Origin of the sequence: Roseateles noduli, from assembly GCF_050626985.1 — a bacterium.
In the GTDB taxonomy this organism is placed as follows: Bacteria; Pseudomonadota; Gammaproteobacteria; order Burkholderiales; family Burkholderiaceae_C; genus Roseateles; species Roseateles noduli_A.
Map to the genome: position 1 here is coordinate 815849 of NZ_CP192463.1, position 18304 is coordinate 834152.

The 18304-nt window shown below is 70.6% G+C and carries 14 protein-coding genes and 2 riboswitches; of the genes, 9 read left to right on the forward strand and 5 right to left on the reverse strand.

The window, feature by feature from the left end; all coding sequences use genetic code 11:
- The first annotated feature begins 57 nt into the window (after positions 1-57).
- Together ACQ4L4_RS03615 and ACQ4L4_RS03620 are read left to right on the forward strand one after the other, a co-directional pair.
- Positions 58-1362 carry a GNAT family N-acetyltransferase gene (locus ACQ4L4_RS03615; RefSeq protein WP_431102822.1) on the forward strand — a complete coding sequence of 435 codons (1305 nt, stop codon included), beginning with the start codon at positions 58-60 and terminating at the stop codon, positions 1360-1362.
- Positions 1359-2291, forward strand: a complete 933-nt coding sequence (locus tag ACQ4L4_RS03620; RefSeq protein WP_431102823.1) for a S1 family peptidase — start codon at positions 1359-1361, stop codon at positions 2289-2291. The genes ACQ4L4_RS03615 and ACQ4L4_RS03620 overlap by 4 nt, the downstream gene beginning before the upstream one ends.
- A 60-nt stretch (positions 2292-2351) precedes the next feature.
- On the opposite strand, the gene ACQ4L4_RS03625 is transcribed toward ACQ4L4_RS03620, so the two are convergent.
- Positions 2352-3797: a DHA2 family efflux MFS transporter permease subunit gene (locus tag ACQ4L4_RS03625; RefSeq protein WP_431102824.1), complete on the reverse strand. Its 1446-nt coding sequence runs from the start codon at positions 3795-3797 to the stop codon at positions 2352-2354.
- Between the two features lie 269 nt (positions 3798-4066).
- Here ACQ4L4_RS03625 and ACQ4L4_RS03630 point away from each other — a divergent pair, with 269 nt between their 5' ends.
- On the forward strand, positions 4067-4372 hold the full coding sequence (locus ACQ4L4_RS03630; protein WP_431102825.1) for a hypothetical protein: 306 nt from the start codon (positions 4067-4069) through the stop codon (positions 4370-4372).
- Between the two features lie 208 nt (positions 4373-4580).
- Here ACQ4L4_RS03630 and ACQ4L4_RS03635 read toward each other — a convergent pair whose 3' ends face one another.
- The 4 genes from ACQ4L4_RS03635 to gcvT form a co-directional block, all read right to left on the reverse strand.
- Entirely contained in the window at positions 4581-5972 is a 1392-nt protein-coding gene (locus ACQ4L4_RS03635) for an L-serine ammonia-lyase (RefSeq protein ID WP_431102826.1), read from the reverse strand.
- Between the two features lie 131 nt (positions 5973-6103).
- A complete protein-coding gene (gene gcvP, locus ACQ4L4_RS03640) occupies positions 6104-8995 on the reverse strand; it encodes an aminomethyl-transferring glycine dehydrogenase (RefSeq protein WP_431102827.1) in 2892 nt (963 codons plus the stop codon).
- Positions 8996-9185: 190 nt separating this feature from the next.
- On the reverse strand, positions 9186-9557 hold the full coding sequence (gene gcvH, locus ACQ4L4_RS03645) for a glycine cleavage system protein GcvH (protein WP_431102828.1): 372 nt from the start codon (positions 9555-9557) through the stop codon (positions 9186-9188).
- 88 nt (positions 9558-9645) lie between these two features.
- A complete protein-coding gene (gcvT, locus tag ACQ4L4_RS03650) occupies positions 9646-10779 on the reverse strand; it encodes a glycine cleavage system aminomethyltransferase GcvT (protein ID WP_431102829.1) in 1134 nt (377 codons plus the stop codon).
- A 65-nt stretch (positions 10780-10844) separates the two neighbouring features.
- Positions 10845-10964, reverse strand: a riboswitch (glycine riboswitch).
- Positions 10965-10974: 10 nt separating this feature from the next.
- A riboswitch (glycine riboswitch) is annotated at positions 10975-11078 on the reverse strand.
- 115 nt (positions 11079-11193) lie between these two features.
- Between gcvT and ACQ4L4_RS03655 the strand changes: the two genes are divergently transcribed.
- The 6 genes from ACQ4L4_RS03655 (at position 11194) to xerD (ending at position 18230) form a co-directional block, all read left to right on the forward strand.
- Positions 11194-12126, forward strand: a complete 933-nt coding sequence (locus tag ACQ4L4_RS03655; RefSeq protein WP_431102830.1) for a hypothetical protein — start codon at positions 11194-11196, stop codon at positions 12124-12126.
- A gap of 50 nt (positions 12127-12176) precedes the next feature.
- Positions 12177-12836, forward strand: coding sequence for a response regulator (locus ACQ4L4_RS03660; protein WP_297524135.1), 660 nt, complete (start codon positions 12177-12179; stop codon positions 12834-12836).
- An 8-nt stretch (positions 12837-12844) separates the two neighbouring features.
- Positions 12845-14332, forward strand: a complete 1488-nt coding sequence (locus ACQ4L4_RS03665; RefSeq protein ID WP_431102831.1) for an ATP-binding protein — start codon at positions 12845-12847, stop codon at positions 14330-14332.
- Between the two features lie 582 nt (positions 14333-14914).
- Complete coding sequence (locus ACQ4L4_RS03670; RefSeq protein WP_431102832.1) at positions 14915-15355, forward strand: hypothetical protein; 441 nt, start codon at positions 14915-14917, stop codon at positions 15353-15355.
- 131 nt (positions 15356-15486) lie between these two features.
- A complete protein-coding gene (locus tag ACQ4L4_RS03675) occupies positions 15487-17079 on the forward strand; it encodes a Do family serine endopeptidase (protein WP_431102833.1) in 1593 nt (530 codons plus the stop codon).
- A gap of 188 nt (positions 17080-17267) precedes the next feature.
- Positions 17268-18230 (forward strand): site-specific tyrosine recombinase XerD, encoded by a 963-nt coding sequence (xerD, locus tag ACQ4L4_RS03680; RefSeq protein WP_431102834.1) that lies wholly within the window; start codon positions 17268-17270, stop codon positions 18228-18230.
- The last annotated feature ends 74 nt before the right edge of the window (positions 18231-18304 follow it).

Consider the following 18304-nt stretch of genomic DNA (forward strand, 5'->3'; position numbering starts at 1 on the left):
CGATCGCCGCGGGGACCGCGTGACGGTGGCACTACCGCGCCCGGGGAGGGGACGGTCATGAGCCAGATTCGACGATCCAGCCTGCGCAAGCGGCTCCACCAGGCGCTGCGGCGCCTGTTCTCGTCGCTCCCGAAGCCGATGCGCTTCGCGGTCTACCGGCGCATGGTGGATTGCGATCCCGCGCCGTCGGAGCGCCTGGAGCTGAAGGTCGCGGACACGCAGGAGGAACTCGACGCCTGCTTCCGCATCCTGCACGACGCCTACGTCGGCAGCGGCTTCATGAAACCCGACCCGAGCGGCCTGCGCGTGACGATCTATCACGCGCTGCCGACGACCACGACGCTGTGCGCCAAGTACGACGGCCAGGTGGTGGGCACGATCTCGATGGTGCGCGAGGGCGTCTTCGGCTTCCCGCTGCAGTCGGTCTTCGACCTCGAGGGGGTGCGCGCCAAGGGCGGCAAGGTCGCGGAGATCTCGGCGCTGGCGATCGCGCCGGCGTTCCGCAAGACCGGCGGCGCGATCCTGTTCCCGCTGATGAAGTTCATGCACCAGTACTGCACCGAGTACTTCGACACGCGGCACCTGGTGATCGCCGTGAACCCCGACAAGATCGAGCTCTACGAGGCGCTGCTGTCCTTCACGCGGCTGCGCGAGCAGACGGTGGCCGAGTACGACTTCGCCAACGGCGCGCCCGCGGTCGGCGCGACGCTGGACCTGCACGAGGCCGACGCGCTGTTCGAGCGCCGCTACCGCGGCCGCCGGCCGGAAAAGAACCTGCACCACTACTTCTTCCGCCATCGGCTGCCCAACATCCGGCTGCCGGAGCGCCGCTTCCACACGACCAACGACCCAGTCATGACGCCGGCGCTGCTCGACCACTTCTTCAACCAGGTCGTGCCGGTGTTCCCGACGATGGACGACCGCAAGAAGGCGCTGCTGTGGTCGGTGTACCGCGACGACGCGCAGTTCCGCGAGGTGCTGCCGATGCTCAGCGGCGGCGGCCAGGATCTGGGGCGTTCCTTGCGGCAATACCCGCGCTACTCGATCCGCTGCCCGGGCCACCTCGACATCCGCGCCGCCAACGACAGCCAGCTGGGGCATTTCGATCTGGATGTGATCGAGGTGTCGGCGCATGGCTTCCAGGCCGAGTGCGACCACGACCTGCCGCTGAACCAGGACGGCACGGTGGAGATCGAGCTCGGCCACAACGAGACCGCGCACGTGACCGCGCGCGCGGTGCGTCGCAAGGACACCGAGCAGGGCAGCTTCTACGGCTTCCGCATCGACGAACCCGACCGCCATTGGCGCAGCTTCGTCTCCACGTTGGAGATGGGCACCACGACGAAGGACCTGGCCGCATGACTGGCAGTACCGTTCCGATGTTCGACCCGACGTTCGACCTGACGTTCGACCCGACCTCCGATCCGATGTCCGGTCCCGTGGATGAGCGGATCCATCGCGGCAAACGCGCCGCGGCGCCGCGGCGTCGCGAGCTGCTGGCGCTGGGCGCCGGGGGCGCCCTGGGCATGGCGGGACTGTTCGGCGCGTCCGCGCCGGCGCGGGCGCAGGAGATGTCCAACACGCTGCCCGACCTGATCGACCGCAGCCGGCAGGCGGTGGTGGCGGTGGGCACGTTCGCGGCGACAGACAACCCGCGCTTCGGTTTTCGCGGCACGGGTTTCGCGGTCGCCGACGGCCGGCGCATCGTCACCTGTGCGCACGTGATCCCGAACCCGATCGAGAAGGACCTCGTGATCACCGTGCCCGCGGCAGGGAACGCGTCGGGGCAGCCGCAACTGCGTGCCGTGAAGCTGCTGCGCCGCGACACGGCGCGCGACCTGGCGATCCTGGAACTGGCTGACGACAAGGGCGCGCTGGTCGACGTGCTGCCGCTGGCCGAAGCCGACGGCGACCAGCCCGTGGTGCGCGAAGGCGCCGCCGTGGCGCTGATGGGCTATCCGATCGGCACGGCGCTGGGCGTGACGATGGCGACGCACCGCGGCACCGTGGCCGCGATCACGCGCGCGGCGCTGCCCGCGCCGACCTCGAACACGCTGTCCGAGCGCGCGGTGCGCCAGCTGCGCGAAGGCGCGATGGAATTCCTGCAGCTCGACGCGACGGCCTACCCGGGCAACAGCGGCGGTCCGCTGCTGGACATCCGCACCGGCAAGGTGGTGGGCATCGTCAACATGGTGGTGCTCAAGGGCACGCGTGAATCGGCGCTCAGCGCGCCGAGCGGCATCACCTACGCGGTGCCGGTGAAGTACGTGTGGCCGCTGCTGGGGAAGTGATCGGCGAGGTCACTGGCTGCGTCGTCCCGACGTGAGGGGCGTGACCGGGTCGACGAGCCCTCATCCCGGATGCGCCACCGGTGCCGCCGCGCCGGCCTGCGGTGCCGGCTCGCGCAACAGCAGCGCCAGCAGGCCGCCCGACGCCGCGAACACCGCGCCGACCGCGAACGCCACGCGGTAGCCGCCCGCCAGCGCCACCGGCATGGCGGCGCCCAGCGCGCCCAGTTCCGCCGTGCGCGCCGCGGCCAGGCTGGCCAGCACCGCCAGTCCGAGCGATCCGCCCATCATGAAGGACGTGTTCACCACGCCCGAGGCCAGCCCGGACTCGCTCGGCGCGACCTCGCTCATCGCCGCCAGCAGCACCGGATTGAAAGCGACGCCCGCGCCCAGCCCCAACAGCAGCATCCCAGGCAGCACGTCCAGCCAGAAGCCGCCGTCCGCCGGCGCGCGTGCGAACAGCGCCAGCCCCAACGCCGCCAGCAGCAGCCCGCCGCACAGCGGCTTGCGCAGCCCCAGCTTCATGACCAGCTTCGCCGACAGGCCCACCGAGAACACCGCCATGATCAGGTTGGCCGGCAGGAAGCCCAGGCCCACGTGCATCGCGTCGTAGCCCAGCACCAGCTGCATGTACAGCGCCGACAGGAAGAACCACGCGAACATCGCCGCGGCCCACAGCACGCCGATCACGTTGGACACGGCCACGGACCGCAGCCGGAACAGCGACAACGGCATCAGCGGATGCGCCACCCTGGTCTCCAGCACGAGGAAGGCAGCCAGCAGCGCCACCGCCGTGCCCATCAGCCCCAGCGTGCGGGGCGAGGTCCAGCCGGCCTCGTTGCCGTTGACCACCGCATAGACCGCCAGCATCAGCGACAGCGTGACCGTCACCGCACCGGCCCAGTCCAGCGTCTCGTCCGGCGCGGTCGGTCCGCCGCGCTCGATGAGCCACAGGCACAGCCCGATCACGACCGCGCCGATCGGCAGGTTGACCAGGAAGATCCAGTGCCAGCTCAGCGTGCTGGTCAGCAGTCCGCCGAGCAGCACGCCGATGCTGCCGCCGCCCGCGCAGACGAAGCCGTAGACGCCCATGGCCTTGGCGCGTTCGCCGGGCTCGGTGAACATGTTCATGATCAGCGACAGCGAGATCGCCGACACCACCGCGCCGCCCAGCCCCTGCACGGCGCGCGCCGCGATGAGCAGCGTCTGCGTGTGCGCCAGCCCGCAGGCGGCCGACGCGGCCGTGAACAGCGCCAGTCCCGCCAGGAACATGCGCCGGTGGCCGTGGAGGTCGCCCAGCCGGCCGCCCAGCAGCATGAAGCCGCCGAAGGTCAGCATGTAGGCGTTGACGACCCAGACCAGCGAGGTCTCGGTGAAGCCCAGGTCGGCGCGGATCGAGGGCAGCGCCACGTTCACGATGGTCGTGTCCAGCACGATCATCAGCACGCCCAGGCAGAGCACGCCGAGCGCCAGCCAGCGGCGCCGTTTCGGATCAAGGTGAGAGGTCATGGGCAGAGGGAGGTGTCGAACGAAGGGTGTCTGTCCCCACGACGGGCGGGCCGCCGTGAAATCGACACGGACGCGTTTGTAGCAGCGGGCGAGGGGGCGCCGCCAGTGCCGTTCGCCCGACCGGCGGTCGGTGCTGTCACCGGCTGTCAGCCGTCGGTCGATCGCCTACGCGGCCTGCCGGCATCGTTGCACCGCGCGATGCGGCATGCACGTCTGCCGCCAGGACGCACTGAGGCGGAACATTCGTTCCATCAACCGGGGGGCATCACATGAGCACCACCAAGTACGCGCGAGCGATCCGCGTCGAACGCAACAGCGGTTTCAAGACCGCGATCCTGCTGAGCAGCCTGGCCATCGGCGCCGGCTTGCTGTTCAGCGCCGTCGAGGAAGCACGCGGCGCCGCGCCGGTGACCAACACCTTCCCGGCGACGGCCACGATCATGAGCGCCCGCATGGTGTCCGAGGCCCGCCCGGCCTTCGGTTCCGCGATCCCGTCGCAGCCGGGCCATGGCCAGACCCCGTCGCTGGCCAGCGTCGTCCCGGGCAGCGACACCGACACCGACACCGCACCGTGACGATCAGCGACCGAGGCTGATCCGATCCCGGTCCGGTCTTCCCATCAGGAAACCTGCGTCGTCATGGGGCGGACGCCAGGCAGGGAGATCCGGACCCACCGTTTGCTCGAGTGCTGACAGTTTTCGCCGCCTGACTCGCGATTGATTCCGGCAAGCCGTACCGCCGGGGCACGCGAATCGGCCTCCCCTCTGACACGTCGGCGGCGTGTCAGCACTCGACAATGTTCACCGCGAGACCGCCCCGGGCGGTCTCCTTGTACTTGGTCATCATGTCGGCGCCGGTCTCGCGCATCGTCTTGATGACCTTGTCCAGGCTGACGTGGTGCGTGCCGTCGCCGCGCAGCGCCATGCGCGCCGCGTTGATGGCCTTGACCGACGCGATCGCGTTGCGCTCGATGCAGGGGATCTGCACCAGGCCGCCGACCGGATCGCAGGTCAGTCCCAGGTGGTGCTCCATGCCGATCTCGGCCGCGTTCTCGGTCTGCGCCGGCGTGCCGCCCATCACCGCGCACAGCGCGGCGGCGGCCATCGAGCAGGCCACGCCCACCTCGCCCTGGCAGCCGACCTCCGCGCCCGAGATCGACGCGTTCTCCTTGTAGAGGATGCCGATCGCCGCGGCCGTCAGCAGGAAGTCGACGATGCCGTCCTCGTTGGCCGAATGGACGAAGCGCGCGTAGTAGTGCAGCACCGCCGGCACGATGCCCGCCGCGCCGTTGGTGGGCGCCGTCACGACGCGGCCGCCGGCGGCGTTCTCCTCGTTGACCGCCAGCGCGTAGAGGTTGACCCAGTCCATCACCTGCAGCGGATCGCGCAACGCGGCCTCCGGATGGGCGATCAGGTCGCGGTACAGCGCGGCCGAGCGGCGCTTCACCTTGAAGCCGCCGGGCAGGATGCCCTCGGTGCGGCAGCCGCGCTGGACGCAGTCCTGCATCACCTGCCAGATCTTCAGCAGGCCGGCGCGGGTCTCCTCGTCGGTGCGCCAGTGGCGCTCGTTGCGGCGCATGATCTCGGCGATCGAGCAGCCTTCCTTCTCCGTCAGTTCGAGCAGCTCGGCGCCCGACCTGAAGGGGTAGGGCAGGACGGTGGTGTCCGGCGCGATCTGCTTCTGCTTGCTGCCGTCCGCCAGCACCTCCTCGCTGACGACGAAGCCGCCGCCCACCGAGTAGTACACGCGGTTCTGGATCTCGTTGCCGTCGGCATCGTAGGCGATCAGCCGCATGCCGTTGGCGTGCAGCGGCAGGCTCTGGCGGCGGTACATGACGAGGTCGCGCGCCTCGTCGAAGGCGACGACGTGATCGCCGCCCAGCGCGAGGCGCTTGTCGTTGCGGATGCCCTCGAGGATGCCGGGGATGGCCTCGATGTCGACGGTGTCGGGCTCGTGCCCGGCCAGGCCGAGCAGCACCGCCTTGTCCGATCCGTGGCCCTTGCCCGTCGCGCCGAGCGAGCCGTACAGCGCCGTGGCGACGCGCACAGTGCGATCGAGCACGCCCTCATGCCGCAGGCGCTGCACGAACATGCGTGCCGCGCGCATCGGACCGACGGTGTGCGAGCTCGACGGCCCGATGCCGATCTTGAACAGGTCGAAGACGGAAACTGCCATGGCGGACCTCGTGGGCTCTTGCGGATGTGGAACGCCCGCCCGCGTCGCTCGTGACGCGCGGGGCCGGACGGCCTGGATGGAAACTAGGCCAAAAAGAAGGCCGCGTCAGCGGCCTTCGTCGATCACCCTGATCACTCGTCGGCGTAGGCCGAGAGCGGGGGGCAGGAGCAGACCAGATTCCGATCGCCGTAGACGTTGTCCACGCGGCCGACCGGCGACCAGTACTTCACGTGGCGCAGCGCCGGCACCGGGTAGGCGGCGTCGTCGCGGCTGTAGCCGTGGGCCCATTCGGTCTTGAGCAGGCTCTCGGCCGTGTGGGGGGCGTTGACCAGCGGGTTGTCCGTCTTCGACCAGGCGCCGGATTCGACCTTCGCGATCTCCTCGCGGATCTGGATCATCGCGGCGATGAAGCGGTCCAGCTCGAACTTCGATTCGCTCTCGGTCGGCTCGACCATCAGCGTGCCCGCGACCGGGAACGACAGCGTCGGCGCGTGGAAGCCGTAGTCGATCAGGCGCTTGGCGACGTCCTCGGCCGAGATGCCGCTGCTGTCCTTGAGCGGGCGCAGGTCCAGGATGCACTCGTGGGCCACGCCGCCGCCCTTGACGCCGTCGATGTTGCCGCTGAAGTGGATGTCGAAGTGGTCCGACAGGCGCGCGGCCACGTAGTTGGCCGACAGGATCGCGGTCTCGGTCGCGGCCTTGAGGCCGACCTCGCCCATCATGCGGATGTACATCCACGAGATCGGCAGCACCGCCGCGTTGCCCAGCGGCGCGGCGCTGACGGCGCCGATGGCGGTCTTCTCGCCCAGGCCGGCCGAGCGGTGCGCCGGCAGGAAGGGCACGAGGTCCTCGACCACGCAGACCGGGCCGACGCCCGGGCCGCCGCCGCCGTGCGGGATGCAGAAGGTCTTGTGCAGGTTCAGGTGGGACACGTCGCCGCCGAACTGGCCGGGCGCGGCGATGCCGACCAGCGCGTTCATGTTGGCGCCGTCGACGTAGACGCGACCGCCGTGTTCATGCACCAGCGCGCAGATCTCCTTGACGTGCGTGTCGAACACGCCGTACGTCGAGGGGTAGGTGATCATGATCGCGGCCAGGTTGGCGCTGTGCTGCTCGCACTTGGCCTTCAGGTCGGCCAGGTCGATGTTGCCTTCCTTGTCGCACTTGGTGACGACGACCTGCATGCCCACCATCTGCGCGGAGGCCGGGTTGGTGCCGTGCGCCGATTCCGGGATCAGGCAGATCTTGCGGTGCGCGTCGCCGCGCGACTCGTGCCAGGCCTTGATGATCAGCAGGCCGGCGTACTCGCCCTGCGAGCCGGCGTTGGGCTGCAGCGAGACGCCCGCGTAGCCGGTCGCCTGGCACAGCCAGGCCGTCAGCTGCTGGTCGAGCTGCGCATAGCCCTGCAACTGGCTCTGCGGCGCGAACGGGTGCACCTGCGCGAACTCGGGCCAGGTGATGGGGATCATCTCGCTGGTCGCGTTCAGCTTCATCGTGCACGAGCCCAGCGGGATCATGCTGCGGTCCAGCGCCAGGTCCTTGTCGGAGAGCAGGCGGATGTAACGCAGCATCTCCGTTTCGGAGTGGTGGATGTTGAAGATCGGATGCGTCAGGTAGGCGCTGGTGCGCGACAGCGCCGCGGGGATCAGCGTCGAGGCCGAGGCGCCGCCGAACGCGTCCGCGACCGGCTTGCCTTCGGCGAAGACCGTCAGCAGCGCCTGGATGTCGGCGCGCGTCGTCGTCTCGTCGAGCGTCAGGCTGATGCTGTCCTCGCCGGCCTGGCGCAGGTTCATGCCGGCGGCGACGGCGGCGGCCAGCACCGGGCCGGTGTGGGCGCCGGTCTTCACGTGCAGCGTGTCGAACGAGGTCTCGTGCACCAGCGACAGGCCCAGCGCCTTCAGGCCCTGCGCCAGCACGGCGGTGTAGGCGGCGACGCGTTGCGCGATCCGCTTCAGGCCCTGCGGGCCGTGATAGACGACGTACATGCTGGCCACGACGGCCGGCAGCACCTGCGCGGTACAGATGTTGGAGGTGGCCTTCTCGCGGCGGATGTGCTGCTCGCGGGTCTGCAGCGACAGCCGGTAGGCGGGCTTGCCGTGCGAGTCGACGGACACGCCGACCAGGCGGCCCGGCAGCGAGCGCTTGAACTCGTCGCGGCAGGCCATGTAGGCGGCGTGCGGGCCGCCGGCGCCCATCGGCATGCCGAAGCGCTGCGTGGTGCCCACGGCGATGTCGGCGCCCTGCTCGCCGGGCGACGCGATGAGCGTCAGCGCCAGCAGGTCGGCCGCGACCACCAGCAGGCCGCCTTGCGCGTGCACCGCGTCGGCGATCGCCTGCAGCGGGCGCACCACGCCGGTCACGCCGGGGTACTGCACCAGCGCGCCGAAGCATTCGGTCTTGCCGGCGTCCTCGGCCTTGCCGACCTGGACGGTGATGCCCAGCGGCTCGGCGCGCGTGCGCACGACTTCCAGCGTCTGCGGCAGCACGTCGTCGGCGACGAAGAAGGTCTGGCTCTTGCTCTTGCCCATGCGCGCGGCCAGCGTCATGCCTTCGGCGGCGGCGGTGGCCTCGTCCAGCATCGACGCGTTGGCGATGGCCAGGCCGGTCAGGTCGCAGACCATGGTCTGGAAGTTGACCAGCGCTTCCATGCGGCCCTGCGAGATCTCGGCCTGGTAGGGCGTGTAGGCGGTGTACCAGGCGGGGTTCTCGAGGATGTTGCGCAGGATCACGCCCGGCGTGATCGTGCCGTGGTAGCCCTGGCCGATGAAGCTCTTCAGGATCTGGTTCTTGCCCGCGATGGCCTTGAGCTCGGCCAGCGCCTGCGACTCGGTCACGGCATCCGGCAGGTCCATCTTCGCGGCGCGCTTGATGGCGGCCGGGACGATGGCGTCGATCAGCGCGGCGCGCGACGCGGCGCCGATGGCGCTCAGCATCAGCGTCTCGTCATGGGCATCGGGACCGATGTGACGGGCGTGGAACTCGGCAGCGTTTTCAAGTTCGGCGAACGAGGGCAGGGCGGACATGGCGGGCGATCCTGGAGAGAGGTATTCGTTGCCGGCTCGTTCCCTCATGGGGAGCGACCGGCTGATGCGACACAAGGCCCGTTTCCGCTTGGCTCACGCCCTCTCCCGCCTGCGGGAGAGGGGGGGGTGAGGGCCGGCGGCGGCGTGGCAGCAGGCCCGGGCGAGGCCTTGCGCGCATGGAGTCGACGGATTACGAGTTCTTGACCAGCTCGTCGTAGGCGGTCGTGTCCATCAGACCGTCCAGCTCGGACGGATCGGACAGCTTCACCTTGAAGAACCAGCCCGTCTTCAGCGGGTCGGTGTTGGCCAGCGACGGGTCGGCGCGCAGCGCCTCGTTGACTTCGACGATCTCGCCGGAGACGGGCGCGTAGACGTCGGCGGCGGCCTTGACCGACTCGACCACGCCGGCCACTTCCTTGGCGGCGAAGGACTTGCCGACATCCGGCAGGTCCACGAACACGACGTCGCCCAGCGCGTCCTGCGCATGGACTGTGATGCCCACGGTGGCGATGCCGTCGGTGGTGTCGACCCACTCATGGTCGGGCGTGTACTTGATGCTCATGGAGAGGCTCCGTGCGTCGGAAAGTTGAAAGGGGAATCTCGAGGGTGAGCTCGAGGGAATCGAAGGACGTGCGACCCAGGATCGCGGATCAGCCGCGGAAGTATCCGTTGGGCGTGAACGGCGTGGAAGAGACCGTCATCGGGGTGCGCTTGCCGCGGACCTCGGCGAACAGCTCGGTGCCCAGCGCGGCGTATGGCGTCTGCACATAGGCCAGCGCCACCGGCTTGCCGACCGTCGGGCCCAGCGTGCCGCTGGTGACGACGCCGATCTCCAGGCCGTCCGCGTTGACGAGCTTCGCGCCTTCGCGCACGGGCATGCGCTCCGAACTGACCAGGCCCACGCGCTTGCGCGCCGCGCCTTCGGCGAATTGCCTGTCGATGACCGCAGCGCCCGGATAGCCGCCCGCGCGGGCGCCGCCGGCGCGACGCACCTTCTGGATCGCCCAGGTCAGCGAGGCTTCGACGGGGGTCGTCGTCGTGTCGATGTCGTGGCCGTACAGGCACAGGCCGGCTTCCAGGCGCAGCGAGTCGCGCGCGCCCAGGCCGATGGGCATCACTTCCGGCTGGGCCAGCAGCTTGCGGGCCAGTTCCACCGAACGGTCGGCGGGGACCGAGATCTCGTAGCCGTCCTCGCCGGTGTAGCCCGAGCGGGTCACGAAGGTCGGGATGCCGTCCAGCTCGAAGAAGCCGCCGGTCATGAAGACGAGCCTGGCGACATCGGCGTTCAGGCGCGACAGCGCGGTGACGGCCTGCGGGCCCTGCAGCGCCAGCAGCGCCTGGTCCGGCAGCGGGCGCACCTCGCAGCGGCCCGACAGGTGCTTGCGCATGTGGGCGATGTCCTGGTCGCGGCAGCCGGCGTTGACCACGACGAACAGGCCGTCCGTGCGGCGCGCGACCATCAGGTCGTCGAGGATGCCGCCGTCGTCGGCGGTGAAGAGCGCGTAACGCTGCTTGAACATCCCGAGGTCGACGATGTCGACCGGCACCAGCGTTTCCAGCGCCGCGGCGGCGTCGTCACCGACCAGCAGCACCTGGCCCATGTGGGACACGTCGAACAGGCCCGCCTGGGCTCGCGCATGCTTGTGTTCGGCCATCACGCCGGCGGGGTACTGGACCGGCATGTCGTAGCCGGCGAAGGGCACCATCTTGGCGCCGAGTTCGACGTGCAGCGCGTGCAGCGGGGTCTTGTGCAGAGGCGTGTTCAGGGTCTGATCAGCGGACATGTCTCGCTCCGAGGGCATTCGTCATGACCACCCCGACTGTGAACCGGTCACGTCAAGGTGGGGGAGATGCCCTCGCTGTCCGCTTTACCTGAGAGATTGGCCGTCGGCGTTTGACCGGCGGCTTGCCCCTTCGGTGGACGGGCTCGACCGCAAGGTCCGCCCCGTCTCTCTCCAGTGAGGACGCCCGATGTCTCGAGCGTTTCGTCAGTCCTTTTGCCTGAGCGTTCGCAGCGTGGGATCACCAGTGCCACTGCGCCTTCGGCGGCTCCCGCGAGGGAGCTCTCTCCTGACAGGCGCGCATTGTAGTCATGGAATCGGTCCGCCTCGCGACCGCCTGGTTTACAGGTGCTCCGCGCCGTCATCTGCACTCAGGGGGAGCGGCCCGATGGACGGGCAGGAATGGAAACCCTCGACATGCCCGTCATCTCATCGATCTTTTCTTTGTTCACGCGTTGCCTGGGCCTCGATGCCAAGGCCGACAGCCACCACCTGAAGTCTGCCTGGAGCGCCGCGAGGCGGGAGGGACCGGCGCCGGGCAGCAAGGAGGCGTCCGAGCGCCGGCGACTGCTGTCCCAGGGCGTGGCGGCCTGGCGGGCCGGACTGAGGCCGGTGGCCGGGCTGGAGCCCGGATCCCGATCCGGCGTGCTGCGCCGACCCGGCGATCCCTGGGCCATCGCCGCCGGACCCGGCGCGGGGCAGGACGGCGATCTGCTCGTGCGTCTGGCCGACGCGGTGCTGAACCAGGGGATCGGCGGCGTGGCGGTGCCGGTCCGCCAGGAACCCGATCCGAGGGTGGCGCCGGAGCACCGCTCGCTGGTCGAGCGCCTGCTCGGCGGGCCGTGCACGGTGGACCGGGAGCTCAGGGGCCATGGCCGGTTGCGGATCCGGACATGGCCGCTGCCGGCGCCGCCGGGCCAGTTGCCGCGTGGGATCGAACTGGCGATCGAGGTGGACGGCGAACTGCGCAGCAGGAAGCCCCTGTCCGTGCATGCGCTGCCGACCGGCAAGGCGGTCCGGTTCGCGAGCGGTCTGCGGGACGCCGTCGCGCTGGCCAGGCGATACCGCTCGCCGCGCGAGGACGCCGAGGACCATGACGGCCTGGCCGTGATCCATGAGCGCCAGCGGGACCTCGTCCAGATCCGCTGCGTGATCGAGCAGCTGCGCGCGGGGGCGTCGCCCAAGGAGGCGGGGGCAGGCTTTGCCGCCCGCCGCCGGAGAACGCCCTCGCCGGCGAAGGATCTGCCGCTGCCGCCGCCCCCGCCGCTCCCGATCGCGCCGTCGCGCGACTGGCGTGCGCCCGTGGTCCTCGAGGCCGGCCCCGTGCGACGGCGCCCCGCGGACGCCTGACCGGCCGTTCGCGGCCGCGGCCGCCCCGGCGCGCGTGCACAATCGTGCCCATGCGACTCCTGCTGGTGGAAGACGACCTGATGATCGGCGAGCAGCTGCTCGAGCTGCTGCGCGCCGAGGGTTACGCCGTGGACTGGGTGCGTGACGGCGAGATCGCCGACACCGCGCTGCAATCCCAGACCTACGACCTGGTGATCCTGGACCTGGGCCTGCCCAGGCGCGACGGCATGAGCGTGCTGCAGGCGCTGCGCGGCCGCAAGCAGGCGGTGCCGGTGCTGATCGCCACCGCGCGCGACGCGACCGCCCAGCGTGTGGCCGGGCTGGACGCGGGCGCGGACGACTACGTGCTCAAGCCCTTCGAGCTCGACGAGCTCCTGGCCCGCATCCGCGCGCTGCTGCGCCGTGCCGCCGGCCGCGCGGAGCCGGTCTACGAGCACATGGGCGTCAGCATCAATCCCGCCACGCGCGAGGTCACCGCCAACGGCCATCCGGTCACGCTGTCGCAGCGCGAGTGGGCGGTGCTGGAGCCGCTGCTTGCCCGTCCGGGCATGGTGCTCTCGCGCCAGCAGCTCGAGGAAAAGCTCTACGGCTGGAAGGACGAGATCAGCAGCAACGCCGTGGAGGTCTACATCCACGGCCTGCGCAAGAAGCTCGGCGCGGAACTGATCCAGAACGTGCGCGGCGTGGGCTATCGCGTGCCCAAGGAATGAAGGCGGACGTGAATGCGGACATGAAGGCGGACGCGAATGGCGAAATGAAGGCGGACGCCGGCTCCGGCGCGGGCCGCCGCGGCCGGCTGGCGCTGCTGCCGCGATCGCTGCGCTACCGCCTGCTGCTGTTCCTGCTGGGCGCGGTGCTGACCGGCGCGCTCGCGCAGGGCATGAGCGCCTACCGCAACGCGCTGATGGAGACGGACGAGATCTTCGACTACCAGATGCAGCAGGTGGCGCTGTCGCTGCGCGCGGGCATGGGCACGGGGCTGCCGCTGCCGCTCGGCGAGGAGCAGAGCATCGACCTGATCGTGCAGGTCTGGGGCCTGGACGGCACGCCGCTGTACCGCTCGGCCGGACCGGACTGGCTGCCGCAGCGCGCGGTGCTGGGTTTCTCCAACGTCGCGCTGCGCGGCAAGCGTTATCGCGTTTTCGCGGTGCAGGGGCGCTTCCAGGTCGTGCAGGTGGCGCAGGACATCGCCGTGCGCCAGCGCATGGCCGGACAGCTGGCCTGGCGCACCGTGCTGCCCACCGCGCTGATGCTGCCGATGCTGGCGCTGGTCGTGTGGTGGGTGGTGTCGCACTCGCTGGCGCCGTTGGAGCGGGTGCGCCAGCAGCTGTCGCGCCGCGCCGCGCAAGACCTGGCCCCGGTCGACGAGGAGGACCTGCCGGCCGAGGTCCAGCCGCTGGTCACCGAGCTCAACGCGCTGCTGGACCGGGTGCGGCAGGCCTTCGAGCAGCAGCAGCACTTCGTCGCCGATGCGGCGCACGAGCTGCGTTCGCCGCTGGCCGCGCTGAAGCTCCAGCTGCAGTCCCTGCGCCGCGCGCCGGACGAGGGCGCGCGCGTCCAGGCGCTGGAGAAACTCGGCCTGGGCATCGACCGGGCGTCCCACCTCATCGAGCAACTGCTGGCGCTGGCCCGCCAGGACAGCGCCAAGGCACAGGCGCCGGCGCAGCCGATCGCGCTGGACGTGCTGTGCCGCGATGCCGTCATCGACGGCGCGACGCTGGCGCAGGCGCGCGGCATCGACCTCGGCATGGAGCGCTGCGACGCGGTGCTGGTCGACGGCCATCGCGAGGCGCTGACGATGCTGCTGCGCAACCTGCTCGACAACGGCATCAAGTACGGCCGCGGCCGCGTGGACCTGAGCCTGGAGCGCAGCGGCGGCCAGGCCTTGCTGGTGGTCGAGGACGACGGCCCCGGCATTCCCGACGCGGAGCGCGGGCGCGTGTTCGACCGCTTCTACCGGTCCGAATCGCAGGCGCAGCAGGCGCCGGGCAGCGGGCTCGGACTGGCGCTGGTGCGCAGCATCGCGGACGACCACGGCGCCACGCTGCGGCTGGGGCACAGCACCGCGCTGGGCGGACTGCGCGTCGAGCTGGCGATGCCGCTCTCCCGCGCGCCGCTGGCCGCGCCCCCATCCGGTTTGCCGCCGGGGCCGCCGCCCGGGCTGCTGCCGCCTTCATCGCCTCCCCCCGCGCTGCCGCCCGCCTGACCGCCAGCGGCGGCGGCGGCATGGGCATGGGCCTCCGCGTCCGCGTCCGCATCCGCATCCGCATCCGCTTCCGCTTCCGCTTCCGCTTCCGCTTCCGCTTCCGCATGGCCCCCACGCGTGCCCGATCGCGCGCCAGCGCCAGACGCGATGTCGCGAGGGAACCGGGTGTCTCCCTGCTCCCACCCATGAAGGACCTCAACGCTTCGCGAAAGGTCTCTCATGCTCATCCCGTCCGCTGGATTCGCCTCGACGCGTTTCCTCTCCGCGTTGAAGTCGCTTGAGTCCTGGCCCGCGGCCGAAACGCCCCAAACGCCCCAAGCGCCCCAAGCGCCTGACCCGCATGATCGGATCGCGCCCGGCGGCGAGCGCCCGCGCGGCCATGACGCCAATGCACCCGCGCGGCCTCGTCCGAAGGGCGCGAGCCTGCGCAAGTCCCAGTTGAGCTCCCCCCGCGCCGCGCCGCCGCACGACACGCCTGTGGCCGCGGGGCCGACGGCTCTGGCCGCGGTTGCGCGCGCTTGCACGCCGCAGCAGGAAGCGCAGAAAGCGCAAGAAGCTGAGGACACGGCGTGGACGGCCCGCTTGCTGACGCCCTGGCGCCAGACCGCCATCCGCAGCCTCACGGCGCGTATGACGGCGCCCACCGGGGTGAAGGGGTGGTTGCGGCGGGTCTTCGGGCCGAAGCACAGGGCCGTGGAGCCGCTGGCGATGTCGCTGGTCGCGCCCGTGCTCGATGAGCTGCCCAAACACTGGGCAGCCGCTCGGCGACGCGAGGTCGGCGCCAGGCTCTGCGGGGATTGGATGCAGGCCGCGTTCGACGGCCTGGACGACGCGGGTCGACGCCGATGGGCCCGACGCGTGAGCGGCGGCGACGGCTCGTTCCAGGACACGCTGAAACGCCATGAGCAGCTGTGCGCCGGGATCACCGAGCAGAACGCGTGCTGGCGGGGCAACGAGCGGCTGCTGGTCACGCTGCAGGTGCTCGGCGCCATGCGCGACACGGCATCGTCGACGGGCCGCTGAAAACGGCACCGCAAGGGCGCCTGCCGCGGATTAAGAGCGACCTAAGCCAAGCTGCTCAAACTTCAAGCCATCGAGTCGGCGCCAAGGCTTCCCGCACTGGTCGCCGACTCCCAGTGAATCTGGAGGTTCAGATGGCTCAAGTGGAGAAGATGATTCCGGTGAAGAAACTCGTGTGGGCGCTGGCCGCGGCTGGCGTGCTGGGGGCCGCGGGCGGTGCGCTCGCGATGCGCAATGCGAAGCTGATGCCGGTCGCGCAGACCTCGGCGCCGGCGTCGACCGACGGTGCCTCGACATCGAACGGCGACACCCAGGTGGCCGCGGCCACGACGCCGCTGGCGAATGCCGCCGCGCCGGCCGGGAACTTCACGCCGCCGCCCGCGGGCATGCCCGACTTCGCGCAGATCGCCGCGGCGCAGGGCCCGGCGGTCGTCAACATCAGCGTGTCGGGCACGGTCAAGACGCGGGCCGCGCGTGGGCCGCAGATCGACCCCGACGATCCCTTCTACGAATTCTTCCGCCGCTTCGGCGTGCCGGGCATGCCCGGCGGCCCCAACGGCGGCGGTGAAGGCGGCGGCAGTCGCGAGATCCGCGGCCAGGGCTCCGGCTTCATCGTCAGCGCCGACGGCGTGATCCTGACCAATGCCCACGTCGTGCAGGACGCGCAGGAAGTGGTCGTCAAGCTGACCGACCGCCGCGAGTACCGCGCCAAGGTCCTGGGCAGCGACAAGTCGACCGACGTCGCGGTCCTGAAGATCGAGGCCAAGAACCTGCCGATCGTCCGCATGGGCGCGACCAAGGACCTGCGCGTGGGCGAATGGGTGCTGGCGATCGGCTCGCCGTTCGGTTTCGAGAACAGCGTCAGCGCCGGCGTGATCAGCGCCAAGGGCCGCTCGCTGGGCCCGGACGAGAGCCGCGTGCCGTTCCTGCAGACGGACGTCGCGATCAACCCCGGCAACTCCGGCGGCCCGCTGTTCAACGCGCGGGGCGAGGTGGTCGGCATCAACTCGCAGATCTACAGCGCGTCGGGCGGCTACCAGGGCCTGTCGTTCGCGATCCCGGTGGAGGTCGCCAACAAGGTCCGCCAGCAGATCGAGAAGGGCGGCAAGGTGCAGCACGCCAAGCTCGGCGTGGTGGTGCAGGAGGTCAACCAGGGCTTCGCCGACTCCTTCAAGCTGGACCGTCCGGAAGGCGCGCTGGTCGCCAACGTCGAGGACGACGGCCCGGCCGCCAAGGCCGGACTGCGCTCGGGCGACGTGATCCTCGGATTCAAGGGCCAGCGCATCGTGTCCAGCGGGGATCTGCCGGCGCTGGTGGACCAGTCGCTGCCCGGCGACAAGGTCGACATCGAGGTCTGGCGCGGCGGCAAGCGCGAAACGATCACCGCCACCCTTGGCGATGCGAACGAGAAGGGTGCCAAGCTCGCCAAGGTCGGCGGCGATGCGGACGGCGATCACGCCAAGCTGGGCCTGGCCCTGCGCCCGCTGCAGCCCGAGGAGCGCCGCCAGCTCGGCACCCGCGACGGCCTGCTGATCCAGGAGGTGGGCGAGGGCAGCGCCGCGGCGCGTGCCGGCGTGCGTGCCGGCGACGTGCTGCTGGCGGTCAACGGCACGCCGGTGCAGTCGCTCGATCAGGTCCGCAGCGCGGTCAAGGGCGCGGAGAAATCGGTCGCCCTGCTGGTGCAGCGCGGCGGCGACAAGATCTTCGTGCCGGTGCGCATCGGCTGACGCGCGGCGTCTCCCTCTTTCCCGGTCCCCAACCAACCGCTGCCTGTGGCGGTTGCTCCGTAGGGCCCGCGCGTGGTGGCGCGGGCCCTTTTTTTTTGGCGCAGCAAGATGGCCGCCCGAGGCCGCATGGGGCCGCATGGGGGCGGCCGGACCGCCGCCGCTGACCGCGCGCTGGCATCATGCGCGGCATGTCATCGCCGCTGCCGTCCGAGTCGCCGTCCCCGCCCCCCGCCGATCCTGTCGCTCCTTGCGCCGCGCGCGAGCGCAGTGGTCGCTCGATCGCCACCTTCATCGAGTCGCTGTGGATCGAGGAAGGCCTGTCGCGCAACACCCAGCTCGCCTACCAGCGCGATCTGCAGCTGCTCGCCGACTGGCTGGCCGCGGAGCGGGACCGGACGCTCGACCAGGTCGAGGAACTCGACCTGATGGGCTACGCCGCCGCGCGTCACGACGGCGGCAAGGCCAGTTCGGCGAACCGGCGGCTGTCCGTCTTCAAGCGCTATTTCCGCTGGGCGCTGCGCGAGCGCCGCATCGAGCGCGACCCCACGCTCAAGCTGATCACCGCCAAGCAGCCGATGCGCGTGCCCAAGACGCTGTCGCAGCAGCAGGTCGAGGCGCTGCTCGACGCGCCCGACGTGGGCACCGCGCAGGGCCTGCGCGACCGCGCGATGCTGGAACTGATGTACGCCAGCGGGCTGCGCGTGACCGAGCTGGTGACGCTCAAGAGCGTGCACGTGGGCCTGCGCGAGGCCGTGCTGCGCGTGACCGGCAAGGGCGACAAGGAACGGATGGTGCCCTTCGGCGAGGAGGCGCACACCTGGCTGATGCGCTATCTGCGGGAAGGGCGGCCGCAGCTGCTCGGCATGCGCGGCACCGACGACCTCTTCCTCAGCCGCTTCGGCCAGGCCATGACGCGGGAGAGCTTCTGGCGCATCGTCAAGAAGTACGCGCTCATCGCGGGGATCACGAGCCCGATCTCGCCGCACACGCTGCGGCATGCCTTTGCCACCCACCTGCTCAACCATGGCGCGGATCTGCGGGCGGTCCAGCTGTTGCTGGGCCACGCGGACCTGTCGACCACGCAGATCTACACGCATGTGGCGCGGGAGCGCCTCAAGGCCTTGCACGCGGCGCATCACCCGAGGGGATGAGGGCGCGCGGGCGGGGGAGCGCCGAACCGTGTTGGACGGTGACCGCACCAAACGGTCATCCACGCTTCCCTGGA